This window comes from Streptomyces syringium, assembly GCF_017876625.1.
GTDB classification, from domain to species: domain Bacteria; phylum Actinomycetota; class Actinomycetes; order Streptomycetales; family Streptomycetaceae; genus Streptomyces; species Streptomyces syringius.
Genome location: NZ_JAGIOH010000001.1, coordinates 5073982 through 5089680 on the forward strand (window position 1 = coordinate 5073982; position 15699 = coordinate 5089680).

Sequence of the window (15699 nt, forward strand, 5' to 3'; positions counted from 1 at the left end):
ACCTTAGTGGCTCGTCCGGGTCACAGTCCGAGCAGCCAGCGCCCGCCGCCGGTCAGCGAGCACAGCGACACCACGTGGAAGAAGCCCAGCCAGATCACCGGCGGCACGTTCGTGAGGCGCGCCAGCTGGTCCGCGTCGGAATCCGGCGCTCCGCCGTGCCGCCGCTTCCGCTGGAGCTCGAAAGCCGGCCGGACCCCGCCCAGCAGCAGGAACCACACCACCCCGTACGCGAACGCTGCCTGCACCGCCGGGCCGGTCAGCCAGGAGACGAGGACGAACGCCGCCCCGGCGAGGACGACCGTCAGGACGCCGTAGGCATTGCGGATCATCACCAGCATCGCGGCGAGCAGCGCGGTCGCGCCCCACAGCAGTGCGGTGATGTGCCCGGCGGCCAGCAGCCAGGCACCGAGGAGGCCGAGCAGCGAGGGGGCGGTGTAGCCGGCGGCGGCGGTCAGGATCATGCCGATGCCGGTCGGCTTGCCGCGCGAGACGGTCAGGCCCGAGGTGTCCGAGTGCAGCCGGATGCCGTCCAGCCGACGGCCGCTGAGCAGGGCCACGAGCCCGTGACCGCCCTCGTGGGCGATGGTGATCGCGTTACGGGTCACCCGCCACAGGCCGTAGGGGGCGACCGCCGCGAGCGCCACGACAGCGGTGAGCACCACCAGCCACGTCGACGGGTCGGGCTGGGTGCCGACGACGCGGTCCCACAGGTCGGTGGCGTGCGTGCTGTCCATGTGCGAGCGGCTCCTTGGGTCTTCGTGGCAGTGTGGCACTCATGTGCGGGCGATATGCGGCGAGCCGGCGGCCGGAGGATCTGGTCGGGCTCTTCGGGGTGGAGAAGTGGGAACCGACGGAGACACTGGCTCCGGACTGGAACGTGGCGCCGACCAAGAGCGTCCACGCGGTGCTCGAGCGTCCCCTGAAGGACGCCGCAGACCGGCGTCCGGTTCGTCAGCTGCGGGCGATGCGCTGGGGCCTGGTGCCGTCGTGGGCGAAATCGCCCGAGGGTGCCGCGAAGATGATCAACGCACGGGCGGAGACGGTCCACGAGAAGCCGTCCTTCCGCCGGGCCTTCGAGTCGCGGCGCTGTCTGCTCCCGGCCGACGGCTATTACGAGTGGGTCACCGGGGCCGGTGAGCGCGAGCTGGAGGAGAAGGGCCGAAAGAAGCGGTCCCGCAAGCAGCCCTACCTCGTCACCCCGGCGGACGGCTCGGTCATGGCGCTGGCGGGGGTGTACGAGTTCTGGCGCGACCCGACGCTGCCCGGCGACCACCCGCAGGCCTGGTGGGTGACGTGCTCGGTGCTCACGACCGAGGCCGAACCGGAGCCGTTCGCGACCGGCGGTGCCCAGGACGGGGCCGGGCCGCGCTCGCTGGCCGAGATCCACCCCCGGATGCCGCTGGTGCTGCCGCCGGACCGGTGGGACGCGTGGCTGGACCCGGCCCGCACCGACCCCGCCGAGCTGCGCTCGCTGCTGGCGCCCCCGCCCGCCGGTCTCGTACGGGCCTACCCGGTGGCGACGGCGGTCAGCGACGTCCGCAACAACGGGCCGGAGCTGCTCACCGAGCTGGAGGCGCCGGAGGAGGCGACGCTGTTCTGAGGAGCCGGCTGTTCTGAGGAGCTCGTCTCAGGGCGGCAGGATGGCCGGTGACCGATTCGATGATCGATTCGGTGACGGATCCGGTGACGGAAGAGACCACGGAGGGCCCAGTGGCCGAAGCGACTGTCGAGACGGTGCCGACCCCGGCCGGGGACGCTCGTATCCATTGGTACTCCGCGCCCGGAGCGCGGCTCACGCTCGCCCTCGGGCACGGCGCGGGCGGTGGCGTCGAGGCCCGTGACCTGCGGGCGCTCGCCGCCGCACTGCCCGGCCGTGGAGTGGGCGTCGCGCTCGTCGAGCAGCCGTGGCGGGTCGCGGGCAAGAAGGTGGCCCCCGCCCCGAAGGCGCTCGACGCGGCCTGGGTCGCGCTGTGGCCCGCGCTCGCCGCGCCGGGTGTGCCGGTCGTCGCGGGCGGCCGGAGCGCCGGGGCCCGCGTCGCCTGCCGCACGGGCGCCGAGCTGGGTGCCGTCGCCGTCCTCGCGCTGAGCTTCCCTCTGCACCCGCCGGGCAAGCCGGAGAAGTCCCGCGCCGAGGAGCTGACGGGCGCCGGACTGCCGACGCTCGTCGTCCAGGGCGCCCGTGACCCCTTCGGGCGGCCCGAGGAATTCCCGCCGGGCACCGAGCCGGTCGCCGTGCCGTTCGGTGACCACGGCTTCGCCGTGCCGAAGAAGGCGGACATCACACAGGAGGACGCGCTCGCGGTGATCACCGACGCCGTCGGCGGATGGCTGGACGGGCTGCCGCGCTGACGGACGGCCGGACGGTGACTGTTCGTCGGCTGACGGAACCACGGTCGGCCAAGCCGGCATCGGCAAAGATCGTTCAAAGATCGACAATGCGCGGGCCTGTGGGGAATGCGACATCCGTTGTCGCTGTTGTGCCAGTCGTAGTCACGTACCGGTAGAGCAGAGGATTGGGAGTTCCCCGCATGGGTTCGATCGCTTGCCCGTCCCGCCCGCAGTCGGCCGACCTCGAATGGTCGGTGCTGCGCGTGGCCCGTCCGGCCCTGGCTGGAGCGGCGGGCGCACCGGATCGTCGTCTATTCTCCGATTCGAGCGGGTCCGTATCCGGTTCCGCCACTGTGCTGGAGGAGGTGGGTCCGGTCACTGGGACCGACGCGGGGACGGATGACAGCCAGGAGCGGCAGCCCACGGAGAGCGCTGCCGAGCGCAATGCCCGCTTCGAGCGGGACGCCCTCACCTTCCTCGACCAGATGTACTCGGCCGCCCTGCGCATGACGCGCAATCCCGCTGACGCGGAGGACTTGGTCCAGGAGACGTACGCGAAGGCCTACGCGTCCTTCCACCAGTTCCGCGACGGTACGAACCTCAAGGCGTGGCTGTACCGCATTCTGACCAACACGTTCATCAATTCGTACCGCAAGAAGCAGCGTGAGCCGCTGCGCAGCGCCTCGGAGGAGATCGAGGACTGGCAGCTGGCGCGCGCCGAGTCGCATATGTCGACCGGTCTGCGCTCCGCCGAGTCCCAGGCGCTCGACCATCTCCCCGACTCCGATGTCAAGGAGGCCCTCCAGGCCATCCCCGAGGAATTCCGCATAGCGGTCTACCTCGCGGACGTGGAGGGCTTTGCGTACAAGGAGATCGCGGACATCATGGGTACGCCCATCGGTACGGTCATGTCCCGACTGCACCGGGGCCGTCGTCAGCTGCGCGGAATGCTCGAGGACTACGCCCGCGAGCGGGGACTGGTTCCGGCCGGGGCCACCCCCGGAGCGAAGGGCTCCGACGAGTCGCACAATCGGAAAGGCTCGGACTCATGAGCTGCGGAGACCCGCACGAGACGGACTGCTCTGAAGTCCTCGACCATCTTTACGAGTTCCTCGATCACGAGATGCCCGACGGTGACTGCGCCAAGTTCGAGGTGCACATCGACGAATGCTCCCCGTGCCTGGAGAAGTACGGGCTGGAGCAGGCCGTGAAGAAGCTCGTCAAGCGCTGCTGCGGCCACGACGACGTCCCGGCCGACCTCCGGTCGAAGGTCATGGGCCGGATCGAGATGATCCGCGCCGGTGAGGCCCTGCCCGAGCAGGACGTCGTGGCCGAGGCCAGGGCGGCGGAGGCGGCGGCGGAAGCGGTCTCCCGGGACTGAGGCCCATTCCGCTTCGGGCCCGGACCGGGCCGAAGCAAACCACCGCGCCCGGGATCATCACCCGAAGGTGTGCATCCGGCAGATACGGGCCGGGCAATCCCTCGATGCGCCGTTCTCCGGCCGTATATGAGCCTATTCTCCCCATCCACAGGCAAGCCTGAGATGGACGGGGAGGACGCGCCATGTGGGCACTTCCGGCGACGGCGCGCGCCCTGGTCACGGGCGCCGTACTCGCCGCGGCGCTGTGCGCGGCCCCCGCGCTGCGGGCCGGTGCCGGCGTTCCCTGGGCGGCGGTCGCCCAGCTCGCCGCGGTCGGCGTGGCCGCCGAGCGGCTGCCCCGACGGTCCCTCGCCTTTCCCGTGCTGCTCACCGCCGCGTTCGTGCTGCCACCGGCCGCCGCCGCGCTCGTCGCGGTACCGGGCGCGCTCGTCGGCAGGGTCGAGCGGCCCCCGGTGGCCACGCGCCGCCTGTGGCACGCGGCCCAGCAGTCGCTGGCCGGCTGGGCCGCCTCGTACGTCTTCGCCGTGTTCTCGTCGTTCCCCGGCCTCCACGCGCTGCCTGCCGCCCTCGTCGCCGCCCTGGTCTGCGCTGTTGTCCTCGCCGCCCTGGACGGGGCGATCCAGGTCGCCGCCGAGCGCCGCCCCTTCCACGAGCTCTGGAGCGGTCTGCCGACCGGCTTGCTGGGGCCCGCGCTCGTCCACGGGCCGGCCGCGCTGCTGGCCGCGGCCCTGTGGCGCGGCGCGTACGGGCCGGCGACGGCGCTGCTCGTGCTGCTGCCCATGGCGCTGTCCGGCCGGCTCCTGGACAGCGGCAGGCGCGAGCGCGCCGCCCAGCAGGCCGCCGTGCGGGCGCTGGTGCAGGCCGTCGATCTCAAGGACCGCTACACGCGGGCGCACTGCGAGCGCGTCGGGCGGGCCTCGCTGCTGATCGCCCGCGAGCTGGGCATGACCGGTGAGCGGCTGGAGACGATGCGCCTCGCGGGCGTGCTGCACGACATCGGCAAGATCGGCGTCCCCACCCGGCTGCTGCGCAAGGACGGGCCGCTGACCCCCGAGGAGCGCCGTGTCATCGAGCTCCACCCGGAATACGGGCACGAGATCGTGCGCGGCATCGCCTTCCTGGACGAGGCACGGGCGGCGATCCTGCACCATCACGAGCGGCTGGACGGCACGGGCTACCCGCACGGCCTGACGGGACATCACATCCCGGAGTCCGCCCGCGTCGTCGCCGTCGCGGACGCCTTCGATGCCATGACCTCCAACCGCGGCTACAGCCGCGCCCGCCCGGTCCACGCCGCCCTCGCCGAACTCCACCGGTGCGCGGGCTCCCACTTCGACCCCCGCATGGTCGCCGCCCTGACGCGCGCCCTGGACCGCCGGGGCTGGGGCCTCGTGGCCCCCGCGGACGCCTCCGACCTGGCCGTTTCCGTCAGCCGAAACGTCCCTTCGGGCTGTAGTGCGGAGGCGGCCGTGGGGCGCGGGGGAGAGCGATGACCCGTCGCGGGGCCCGTGGCCCGAGCGCCGGTGTCCACCCGGCCGACGCCGAGGGGACCAAGGCGCCGCCCGGCCACCCCGTGGCCCCGGGCCCCGGGCCCGTCACCGAGGAGTGGGCCGGGGGCAAGCCGTGGCCGTCACCGTGGCCGGACCCGTACCGGGTCCCCGGCGCGGCCGCGGGGTACGGGCCCCGCCCCGGCGAGGCCGGCAGTCGGCGTGATCCGGCCAAGCCGGCCGACGGGCCGTGGGCCCGGCACCGGGTCTGGCCCGCCGCCCCCGCCGCGAGCGGCACCCCCGCCGGCCGGCGGTTCGTGCGCGGGGTGCACGCCGTCGCGGGGGCCGTCGCCGTGCTGGCGGTGGGGTGGACCGCGTGGCAGGGGGTGGCGCAGCCGCAGGTGGCGCTCGCCTGGGGAGCGCTGATCGCACTCGGTGAGGCGACGTGGCGGCCGTACACCGGCGGGCGGGCCGAGGAGACGCCCCGGCCGGCCGCGCCCGTCGGGGCCGCCGGGGCGCTCGCGTACGCGCTGCTCGGCGGGATCGGGGGCCGGGAGGCCGTGCACGGCGTGCCGCAGGTCGTCGCCGTCGTGTTCGCCGCCACCCTCGCGGGAGCGATCGGACGGCCGCCCGCGCTCGACGAACTGGCCCGCCGCGTGCTGACCACCGCCTTCGTCGCCGGTTGTTTCCAGCCACCGCACCACACCGGCGCCCTGGACCGGTGGCCCGGCCACGGCCCGTACTACGTGATCTACCTCCTGTCCCTCCTCGTGCTCAGCACCCTGGGGGACGCGCTGCTCGCCGCCGCGCTCGCCCGGGCCCGCACCGGCGGCCGGTACGGGCGGGCCCTGCGCACCGAGCTGCGGGCCGTGGAAGGGCCGGGCACCGCGATCCACGCCACCGGTGTGGTGATCGCACCGGCCGTCGGCGCCGCCGGGCTGTGGGCGCTGCCGGCCCTCGGCCTGCCACTGCTGTTCGTCCAGCTCGGCGCCCGTCGCCCGGAGGCGGCACGGGCCGTCCGGCACCAGACCGCCGCCGCCCTCGCCCGTGCCACGGAGATCGCGGGCCACGTCCCCGCGGGGCGGTCGCACCGCGTCGCGGCGCTCGGCCGGGCCGTCGGGCGGGAACTCGGCCTGAGCGCGGCCGAGCTCGACGCGGTGGAGCACGCGGCCCTGCTCCGCGACGTCGGCCGGCTCGCCCTGCCCGACGTGGCTCCGCCCGCCGAGCGGCGGCGCGCCGCACTGCTCGCCGCGGCCGTGGCCCGGCGGGTCCGGGTGCCCGCCGCGGTCGCCGTGGCGGTGGAGCGGCAGGCCGAGCCGTACCGGTCCCAGCCGCTCGCCGCCAGGATCGTCGCCACCGTCGGTGCCTACGACGACTTCGCCACGTCCGTCCCGTCCGCCACCCCCGCCGACTACGACGATCCGACCGGTGAGGAGGCGCGCGGGCCCCTGCGCGCGCTGGAGCGGCTCCGGCTGGCCACCGCGTACGACCACGAGCCCCGGGTGGTGGAGGCGCTCGCCCGGGTGCTCTCCCGGTGCGCCCCTGCACCCGCCGGCCCCCGATAGTCCGGGAAACGCTGACTAGCCCGCTGAACCCACGGGTAATGAGCGGGCGTCCAAAGGGGCATGGTTGGATGCGAGAGACGAAGAAATTGCGGGAAACCGGGGGGTGTCGTGCGCGCCGCCGTCGGCAAGGAGGTGTGGTGGGCGCCGCTCCCCGCAGCACATGAGGTGTGGCAGGTTGTCGTCAGGGAGGACGGCGGCCGCCACCAGGGCGATCCGGCGTGGTTGCACGCAGAAACCGGCAGGCGGGAATCGTGAGGATCTTCGGCAAGGTACGGCACCGGCCTTCCGCCTCGTGGCGGCAGGCCACCGACCGCGCGTTCACACTCATCGGCGACGGCCGGTACGAGGACGCGGGCGCGCTGCTGACGCGGGCCGCCGACATGGAGCCGTGGCTGTCCGAGTCCTGGTTCAACCTCGCGCTGCTCCATAAGTTCCGGCACGACTGGGAGCAGGCCCGGGCCGCCGGGCTGCGGGCCGTGGCGCTGCTCGACCGCGAGACGGGCGCTCCCGACTGGTGGAACGTGGGCATCGCCGCGACGGCGCTCCAGGACTGGCCGCTGGCCCGGCGCGCCTGGCAGGCGTACGGGCTGCGGGTGCCCGGCGAGGGCAGCCCGGCCGGTGAGCCGGTCGGCATGGAGCTGGGCAGCGCGGCCGTGCGGCTCTCCCCCGAGGGCGAGGCCGAGGTCGTCTGGGGCCGTCGGCTGGACCCGGCCCGGATGGAGGTCCTGTCGATCCCGCTGCCGTCGTCCGGCCGCCGCTGGGGCGAGGTCGTGCTGCACGACGGCGTCCCGCACGGCGAGCGCGTCACCGCGGCGGGCCCCTCGTACCCGGTCTTCGACGAGATCGAGCTGTGGGCCCCCTCACCCGTCCCGACCTGGGTGGTGCTCCTGGAGGCCGCGACCGAGGCCGACCGGGACGCCCTGGAGCGGCTCGCGGCCGACGCGGGCTTCGCCGCGGAGGACTGGTCCTCCTCGGTGCGGCTGCTGTGCCGCACGTGTTCGGAGAGTCGGATGCCCAGCGACGAGGGCGACGGCGAGCACCTGGACCCGCACGACCACAGCGAGCCGGGCCACCCGGGCCCGCTGGGCCACCGCACGGCGGGCTCCGGCTCGCTGTGGGTGCCCGAGCGCGAGGCCGGCATCGCCGCCCCCGCCGGGCTGGTCCGGGGCCTGCTGGACGGCTGGGTCGCCGACAGCCCCGACTCCCGTGAATGGCGGGATCTCGAAGAGGTCTGCTGACCCGGAGGTCCCCAGGGGGCCTCTGGGGCCGCCGCGCCCCCCGTACTCTGTACAGATCCTGTGGGATACGAGTTTTCCGGGTTCTGAGAGAGGCATACGGCGGACATGGCGCAGCAAGAGAGCGAGCAGCCGGTGAACGGCGAGTTCATCGTGGACACCGAGGACTGCGAGGTACGCGAGCTCGCGTACCGCGAGCGCGGCACCTCCCGTCCGATCACCGTCGTCGGCAACCCCGTTCTGCACCGGGAGTGCAAGGACGTCACGGAGTTCGACGACAAGCTCGCCCAGCTGATCGACGACATGTTCGCCAGCCAGCGGACCGCCGAGGGCGTGGGCCTCGCCGCGAACCAGATCGGCGTGGACCTCAAGGTCTTCGTCTACGACTGCCCCGACGACGAGGGCGTCCGGCACACCGGTGTCATCTGCAACCCCGTCCTGGACGAGCTGCCGGCCGACCGCCGCGTCCTCGACGACTCCAACGAGGGCTGCCTGTCGGTCCCCACCGCCTACGCCTCGCTGGCCCGCCCCGACTACGCGGTCGTGCGCGGCCAGGACGCGAAGGGCAACCCGATCGCGATCGAGGGCACCGGCTACTTCGCCCGCTGCCTCCAGCACGAGACCGACCACCTCTACGGCCGGCTCTACATCGACCGCCTCTCCAAGCGCGAGCGCAAGGACGCCCTCCAGCAGATGGCCGAGGGCACGCCGCGCTACGAGATCGTCCCGAACGACTGATCCGTACGGCTGCGTACGACGAAGGGCCCCGCTCGATAGGAGCGGGGCCCTTCGGCTACGCGGCCTTGCGGCTATCGCGTCGCGTTGATCAGAACTCGTCGTCGAAGGCGACCGAGCCCTCGACCGCCACCTGGTACGCGGACGCGCGGCGCTCGAAGAAGTTGGTCAGCTCCTGGACGTTCTGCAGCTCCATGAAGGAGAAAGGGTTCTCCGAGCCGTAGACCGGCGCGAAGCCCAGGCGCTGGAGGCGCTGGTCGGCGACGCACTGGAGGTACTCGCGCATGGACTCGGTGTTCATGCCCGGCAGGCCCTCGCCGCACAGGTCGCGGCCGAACTGCAGCTCCGCCTCGACGGCTTCCCGCAGCATGTCGGTGACCTGCTGCTGGAGCTCGTCGTCGAAGAGGTCGGGCTCCTCCTGGCGGACGGTGTCCACGACCTCGAACGCGAAGTTCATGTGCATGGTCTCGTCGCGGAAGACCCAGTTGGTGCCGGTCGCCAGGCCGTGCAGCAGACCGCGCGAGCGGAACCAGTACACGTAGGCGAAGGCGCCGTAGAAGAACAGGCCCTCGATGCAGGCCGCGAAGCAGATCAGGTTCAGCAGGAAGCGACGGCGGTCGGCCTTCGTCTCCAGCCGCTCCAGCTTCTCGACCTCATTGATCCACTTGAAGCAGAACTGGGCCTTCTCGCGGATCGAGGGGATGTTCTCGACCGCGTCGAAGGCGGCGGCACGGTCCTCCGGGTCGGGGAGGTAGGTGTCCAGCAGCGTCAGATAGAACTGGACGTGCACGGCCTCCTCGAAGAGCTGCCGCGACAGGTACAGCCGCGCCTCGGGGGAGTTGATGTGCTTGTACAACGTGAGGACGAGGTTGTTCGCCACGATCGAGTCGCCGGTCGCGAAGAACGCGACGAGGCGGCCGATCATGTGCTGCTCGCCCGGGGACAGCTTGGCGAGGTCGGCGACGTCCGAGTGGAGGTCGACCTCCTCGACGGTCCAGGTGTTCTTGATCGCGTCGCGGTAGCGGTCGTAGAAGTCCGGGTACCGCATCGGGCGCAGGGTCAGCTCGAACCCGGGGTCGAGCAGGTTCTTCTGTACGGGGGCGGTCACTGGCATGCCTCGCAGGACTCGGGGTTCTCAAGGGAGCAGGCGACGGCGTCGGCGTCCGGGGTCGCGACCTGCTGTACGGGGATGGTGGCGGCGGCGCCGGCCGAGCGGGCGATCCGGGTCGCCGGACGCGAGCGCAGGTAGTACGTCGTCTTGATGCCCTGCTTCCAGGCGTACGCGTACATCGAGCTGAGCTTGCCGATGGTGGGCGAGGCCATGAAGAGGTTCAGCGACTGGCTCTGGTCCAGGTACGGCGTACGGGCCGCGGCCATGTCGATCAGGGCGCGCTGCGGGATCTCCCAGGCGGTGCGGTAGAGGTCGCGCACCTCCTTGGGGATCCAGTTCATGTCCTGGATCGAGCCGTTGGCGTCCGTCATCGCGTCACGCGTGGTGCGGTCCCACACGCCGAGCTGCTTCAGGTCCTCCACCAGGTAGGTGTTGACCTGGAGGAACTCACCGCTGAGCGTCTCGCGCTTGAAGAGGTTGGAGACCTGCGGCTCGATGCACTCGTACACACCCGCGATGGAGGCGATGGTGGCCGTCGGCGCGATGGCGAGCAGCAGCGAGTTGCGCATGCCCGTCTTCGCGATCCGGGCGCGGAGCGCGTCCCAGCGGTCGGCCCAGCGCTGCTCGGCGTTCGGGTAGTGGTCGGGGTGCAGCACGCCGCGCGCGGTGCGGGTCGCGGACCACGCCGGGTGCGGGCCGTGCCGCTCGGCGAGGTCGGCGGACGCCTCGTACGCCGCGAGCATGATGCGCTCGGAGATCCGGGTGGACAGCTCCTTCGCCTCGGCGGAGTCGAAGGGCAGCCGCAGCCGGAAGAAGACGTCCTGGAGACCCATGAGGCCCAGGCCCACCGGGCGCCAGCGGCTGTTGGAGTTCCCGGCCTGCTCGGTCGGGTAGAAGTTGATGTCCACGACGCGGTCGAGGAAGGTCACGGCAGTGCGGACCGTGCGGTCCAGCTTCTCCCAGTCCATCTCGCCCTCGGCGCCCAGGTGCTGCGCCAGGTTCACCGAACCGAGGTTGCAGACGGCCGTCTCGCCGTCGTCGGTGACCTCGAGGATCTCGGTGCAGAGGTTCGAGGAGTGGACGACCTTGCCGGGCTCGGCGGTCTGGTTCGCGGTGCGGTTGGACGCGTCCTTGAAGGTCATCCAGCCGTTGCCGGTCTGCGCGAGGGTGCGCATCATCCGGGAGTACAGCACGCGCGCGGGGATCGTCTTGATCGCCTTGCCGTCGGCCTCGGCCTTGCGGTACGCCGCGTCGAACTCGTCGCCCCACAGGTCGACCAGCTCGGGGGTGTCGGCGGGGGAGAACAGCGACCAGTCGGAGTCCGCCTCGACGCGGCGCATGAACTCGTCCGGGATCCAGTGCGCGGTGTTGAGGTTGTGCGTGCGGCGGGCCTCCTCACCGGTGTTGTCGCGGAGCTCCAGGAACTCCTCGATGTCCGCGTGCCAGGTCTCCAGGTAGACACAGGCCGCGCCCTTGCGCCGGCCGCCCTGGTTGACGGCGGCGACGGAGGCGTCCAGCGTGCGCAGGAACGGCACGATGCCGTTGGAGTGGCCGTTGGTGCCGCGGATCAGCGAGCCGCGCGAGCGGATGCGCGAGTACGACAGGCCGATGCCGCCGGCGTGCTTCGACAGCCGCGCCACCTGGTGGTAGCGGTCGTAGATCGAGTCCAGCTCGTCCAGCGGCGAGTCCAGCAGGTAGCACGAGGACATCTGCGGGTGCCGGGTGCCGGAGTTGAAGAGCGTGGGGGAGGACGGCAGGTAGGAGAGCGTGCTGGTCAGCCGGTACAGCTCGGCCACGTCGTCCAGGGCCCGCGTCGAGTGGTCCTCGGCGAGGCCGCAGGCCACGCGCAGCAGGAAGTGCTGCGGGGTCTCGACGACCTGGCGGGTGATGGGGTGGCGCAACAGGTAGCGGCTGTGCAGGGTGCGCAGGCCGAAGTAGCCGAAGCGGTCGTCGGCGCCGTCGGCGAGCGCGGCGTCCACGAGGGCGTCCAGGCGCTCGGCGTGCGTCACGACGAACGCGGCCGTCTCGTCGGCGATCAGGCCCTCGCGGTGGCCGACCGCGACGGAGGCGGAGAAGGAGAGCGCGCCCTGTCCGGCCGCCTCTTCGGCGATCGCACGCGTGAGCAGTCGCGCGGCGAGCCGGGAGTACTCCGGCTCCTCGGCGATGAGCCCGGCGGCAGCCTCGGTGGCCAGGGACCGCAACTCGGCCTCGTCCGAGCCCGGGTGCCGGCCGCGCAGCGCGGCGGCGGCGACCTTGCCGGGGTCGGTGGCGGGCAGATCGGCGGTGAGGTCGGTCAGGGTGCGCAGCAGCGCGGTCCCGGGGCCGCCGGTCGCTTCCGCTGTCGCTGAGACCGGATCGGCGGGCGCGATGGTCACGTGGGGCTCTCCCTCGCTCGGCAGTGGTGTGGGCCGGGCGGACGGGCGCGACGGGCGCGTACGGGGACACCCCTGCACCAGGGCATGCCACGCAGCGTCCATCGGCCCAACCCGCGAGACCCGGACGATTTTGACGCCCTGTTCCGAGCGGAGGCTCGGAGCGGGCGCGCTGTCGGCAGGTCCTCGGACTCTGGGTACGTAAAACCGCACACATACACCGTTGCGGGACAGTTCCGGATTTCCACCGGATTCCCCTGCGGCGACAGCGAGGACGAGCATACATCTAGTGCTGCCACTCGTACGCGCCCCCACATGTTGTGTCGCGCGGTAATGAGCTGGGTGCGGAATGTGCTAGAGCGCCCGGGTGTTGGACCTCGATTCCCTTCTCGTACGAGCCCCCGTCACGGCCCTCCGGGGGCTCGCGCGAAGGCCTCCGAAGGGCCTCTGCGAGCGTCTCGGCGGCGCCCGCAAGGCGAAGGCCGCCGCCCCCCTGTTCGTCGGGGAGCGGCGGCCTCAGAGGCGCGGTCGGGGGTGTGGGGGTCAGTGGCCTCCGGGGGCTCCCGCGGTGGCCGCCGGGAGCTTCTCCACCACGCCCGGGTCGCCCGCGTCGGCCGTGTAGTCCGACGCCTTCGTCTGGTCCACGCCGTCCGGGGCGCCGAGCTTCCTGAGCACGAAGGTGAGGACGATCACCACGATGACGTTGAGGACGAAGGCCGTGAGGCCGATGTAACCCTTCTCACCGATGAGCGGGATGAGATTGGTGTTGCCGAAGTGGTCCTGCGTGGCGCTCGGCGTGTCGTACGCCCGCCAGGTGCCGTAGATCATTCCGGCCGCCCAGCCGCCGAGCAGCGCCCAGCGGTGGCACCAGCGCGTGAAGAGCCCGCCCACCAGGGCCGGGACGGTCTGCAGGATCCAGATGCCGCCGAGCAGCTGGAAGTTGATCGCGACCGTCTTGTCCATGGTGAGCACGAAGGCCAGCGCGCCGACCTTCACCAGCAGCGAGGAGAGCTTGGAGACCTTCGCCTCGTGCTCGGGCGTGGCGTCCGGCTTGATGAAGTCCTTGTAGATGTTGCGGGTGAACAGATTCGCGGCGGCAATCGACATGATGGCCGCCGGGACGAGCGCGCCGATCCCGATCGCGGCGAAGGCGACGCCCGTGAACCAGTCCGGGAACATGTTCTCGAAGAGTTGCGGGATGGCCAGCTGGCCGTTCTTGACCTTGACCCCGGCGGCGAGCGCCATGAAGCCGAGGATCGCCAGCAGCCCGAGCATCAGCGAGTACAGCGGCAGGATCGTGGTGTTGCGGCGGATGACGTTGCGGCTGCGGCTGGAGAGCACCGCCGTCACCGAGTGGGGATAGAGGAAGAGGGCCATCGCCGAACCGAGGGCGAGCGTCGCGTACGCCCACTGCGCGTCCGGTCCGGTCACCAGGGAGCCGCGCGGCTTGCCGGTCGCCGGGTTCTCGACCGCGAACGCCCCGCCCGCCTTCGCGAAGATGTCGTCGAAGCCGCCGAGCTTGATCGGGATGTAGACGATCGCCACGATGATCACGATGTAGATCAGCGCGTCCTTGACGAAGGCGATCAGCGCCGGCGCCCGCAGCCCGGAGGAATAGGTATAGGCGGCGAGCACCCCGAAGGCGATCAGCAGCGGCAGGTCCTTCATGAACCAGTTCGATCCGCCGCCGACGCCCATCACGTCCAGGACGGCCTGGATGCCGACGAGCTGGAGCGCGATGTACGGCATCGTCGCGAGGATGCCGGTGAGCGCGAGGGCCAGCGACAGCCCCTTGGAGCCGAACCGGCCGCGGACGAAGTCGGAGGAGGTGACGTAGCCGTGCTTGTGCGAGACCGACCACAGCCGGGGCAGGAAGGTGAACACCAGCGGATAACAGAGGATCGTGTACGGCACCGCGAAGAACCCGGCCGCGCCGCCCGCGTAGATCGCCGCCGGGACGGCCACGAAGGTGTACGCGGTATAGAGGTCGCCGCCCAGCAGGAACCAGGTGACCCAGGTGCCGAACGAGCGCCCGCCCAGCCCCCACTCGTCGAGATTGTTCGCGTTCTCCGCGCGCCGCCATCTGGAGGCGACGAAGCCCATGACGGTGACGACCAGGAAGAAGAAGATGAAGACGGCGAGCGCCACGCCGTTCACGCCGTCCTTCATCGCCGCTCACCACCCTTACGGGCGCGCTCCTGGCGCCTGACGATGACGTACGCGACGACGGTGAGCGCGGTCGAGAGGACCACCCACAGCATCTGGTACCAGTAGAAGAACGGCATACCGATGAACGTGGGGGTGAGCCGGGAGTAGGAGTCGACCCACAGCATCGCGCCGAACGGAATGGCCAGGCACACCCCCGCGACGACCATGGGCACGGTGACGGCTGATGCCGTACGCCCACCCTTGGGGCCGCCCTCCGGCGGCACCGTGGACGGTGACGTCGTCGACTGCTCGGGCAGCCGCGCGGCCGGCCCGGCCGGCGGCTCGGCGGGTGGTTCGGTCGGTGGTTCCGTCATGGTGGTGACTCCCCCCTGTGTGATCACTGCGTGATGCGCAGGAAATCTAGGGGAGGGTGCTACTGGGCGTCACCCCCTGTCCGCATATCGGTATGCGGTGTCATGCCTCGGCTGGAGCGGTCGCCACGCGCCCCGTCTGTGATCGAAGGCGACTATCTCTCCGACCAGCACACAAAAATCTATGTCGGTCAGCGTAGACATTGGGTGCTGGTGTGGTTATGGTTTCTCTTGTAGCCGAGATCGAGCAAGGCCCGGCAGAGATGAACTGCCGGGCAGCAGCACCGTAGTTCGCAGTACCCAGCGGTGCCGGCAGTACGCAGTACCCGTTTGATGAGTAGTTCGTACAGAGGTTCGTACAGAGGGAAGAACGGAGGAGCCCCGCGCCATCAGGATCGCCCGGGCGGATCGCTGAGCCCGGGTACCGCAGGACATCGTCAGTGAGGTGGTCTCCGGTCAGACAACCGCGATCCCCGCACCCCCGACAGCATCTCGGTCGGGTCCGCGGAAACAGAAGGCCGACGCAGTACTAGGGTCGGCAGATGGTGTAGCAGTTCCTTCGGGGCCCTGGTGCCGTATGGCACCAGGGCCCCTCCATGCGTTCCACGGAGAGGTGCAGATGACAGCAGACGACTCCTTCGGCCGTCTCGATGACGACGACTACCCCGCCTACACCATGGGCCGGGCCGCCGAACTGCTCGGCACCACCCAGGGCTTCCTTCGCGCCATCGGCGAAGCCCGCCTGATCACCCCGCTCCGCTCCAAGGGTGGCCACCGCCGCTACTCCCGCTACCAACTGCGCATCGCCGCCCGCGCCCGCGAACTCGTCGACCAGGGCACCCCGATCGAGGCCGCCTGCCGCATCGTCATTCTCGAGGACCAGCTCGAGGAAGCCCAGCGCCTCAACGCGGAATACCGGCGTGCCGCCGAGTCGGTGAATCCACCGCCCGCGGTCTGAGGCCGTGC

Annotated in this window: 14 protein-coding genes and 1 riboswitch; of the genes, 9 read left to right on the top strand and 5 right to left on the bottom strand. The window is 71.5% G+C overall.

Going from position 1 to position 15699, the window contains the following annotated elements:
* Positions 1–20: 20 nt before the first annotated feature.
* The gene (locus JO379_RS22705) at positions 21–734 is read right to left on the bottom strand and encodes a M50 family metallopeptidase (protein WP_130879807.1); all 714 of its coding nucleotides are present in this window, start codon (positions 732–734) and stop codon (positions 21–23) included.
* Between the two features lie 41 nt (positions 735–775).
* Here JO379_RS22705 and JO379_RS22710 point away from each other — a divergent pair, with 41 nt between their 5' ends.
* From JO379_RS22710 to def, 8 genes are all read left to right on the top strand, one after another.
* Entirely contained in the window at positions 776–1600 is an 825-nt protein-coding gene (locus JO379_RS22710) for an SOS response-associated peptidase (protein WP_130879808.1), read from the top strand.
* Between the two features lie 134 nt (positions 1601–1734).
* Positions 1735–2349: an alpha/beta hydrolase family protein gene (locus tag JO379_RS22715; protein WP_209518816.1), complete on the top strand. Its 615-nt coding sequence runs from the start codon at positions 1735–1737 to the stop codon at positions 2347–2349.
* 344 nt (positions 2350–2693) lie between these two features.
* Positions 2694–3380 (top strand): sigma-70 family RNA polymerase sigma factor, encoded by a 687-nt coding sequence (locus tag JO379_RS22720; protein ID WP_207303976.1) that lies wholly within the window; start codon positions 2694–2696, stop codon positions 3378–3380.
* Complete coding sequence (gene rsrA / locus JO379_RS22725) at positions 3377–3709, top strand: mycothiol system anti-sigma-R factor (protein WP_130879811.1); 333 nt, start codon at positions 3377–3379, stop codon at positions 3707–3709. The genes JO379_RS22720 and rsrA overlap by 4 nt, the downstream gene beginning before the upstream one ends.
* A gap of 182 nt (positions 3710–3891) precedes the next feature.
* Entirely contained in the window at positions 3892–5202 is a 1311-nt protein-coding gene (locus JO379_RS22730; protein WP_209516682.1) for an HD-GYP domain-containing protein, read from the top strand.
* Positions 5199–6761: an HD-GYP domain-containing protein gene (locus tag JO379_RS22735; protein WP_245381524.1), complete on the top strand. Its 1563-nt coding sequence runs from the start codon at positions 5199–5201 to the stop codon at positions 6759–6761. Before JO379_RS22730 ends, JO379_RS22735 begins: the two co-directional genes overlap by 4 nt.
* 251 nt (positions 6762–7012) lie before the next feature.
* Positions 7013–7999 carry a tetratricopeptide repeat protein gene (locus JO379_RS22740; protein WP_184732785.1) on the top strand — a complete coding sequence of 329 codons (987 nt, stop codon included), beginning with the start codon at positions 7013–7015 and terminating at the stop codon, positions 7997–7999.
* Positions 8000–8104: 105 nt separating this feature from the next.
* Positions 8105–8734 carry a peptide deformylase gene (gene def / locus JO379_RS22745; protein WP_209516685.1) on the top strand — a complete coding sequence of 210 codons (630 nt, stop codon included), beginning with the start codon at positions 8105–8107 and terminating at the stop codon, positions 8732–8734.
* Between the two features lie 88 nt (positions 8735–8822).
* On the opposite strand, the gene JO379_RS22750 is transcribed toward def, so the two are convergent.
* The 4 genes from JO379_RS22750 to JO379_RS34205 all read right to left on the bottom strand — a co-directional run bounded on the left by JO379_RS22750 (position 8823) and on the right by JO379_RS34205 (position 14736).
* Positions 8823–9845 carry a ribonucleotide-diphosphate reductase subunit beta gene (locus JO379_RS22750; protein ID WP_130879815.1) on the bottom strand — a complete coding sequence of 341 codons (1023 nt, stop codon included), beginning with the start codon at positions 9843–9845 and terminating at the stop codon, positions 8823–8825.
* The gene (locus JO379_RS22755) at positions 9836–12217 is read right to left on the bottom strand and encodes a ribonucleoside-diphosphate reductase subunit alpha (RefSeq protein WP_209516688.1); all 2382 of its coding nucleotides are present in this window, start codon (positions 12215–12217) and stop codon (positions 9836–9838) included. The genes JO379_RS22750 and JO379_RS22755 overlap by 10 nt, the downstream gene beginning before the upstream one ends.
* Positions 12218–12386: 169 nt before the next feature.
* Positions 12387–12483: riboswitch (adenosylcobalamin-variant (AdoCbl-variant) riboswitch) on the bottom strand.
* Between the two features lie 274 nt (positions 12484–12757).
* Complete coding sequence (mctP, locus tag JO379_RS22760) at positions 12758–14383, bottom strand: monocarboxylate uptake permease MctP (RefSeq protein ID WP_209516691.1); 1626 nt, start codon at positions 14381–14383, stop codon at positions 12758–12760.
* On the bottom strand, positions 14380–14736 hold the full coding sequence (locus JO379_RS34205; protein ID WP_372449104.1) for a DUF3311 domain-containing protein: 357 nt from the start codon (positions 14734–14736) through the stop codon (positions 14380–14382). The genes mctP and JO379_RS34205 overlap by 4 nt, the downstream gene beginning before the upstream one ends.
* Positions 14737–15352: 616 nt before the next feature.
* On the opposite strand from JO379_RS34205, the gene JO379_RS22770 reads away from it, so the two are divergent.
* Complete coding sequence (locus JO379_RS22770; protein ID WP_130879818.1) at positions 15353–15691, top strand: MerR family transcriptional regulator; 339 nt, start codon at positions 15353–15355, stop codon at positions 15689–15691.
* Positions 15692–15699 lie beyond the last annotated feature (8 nt).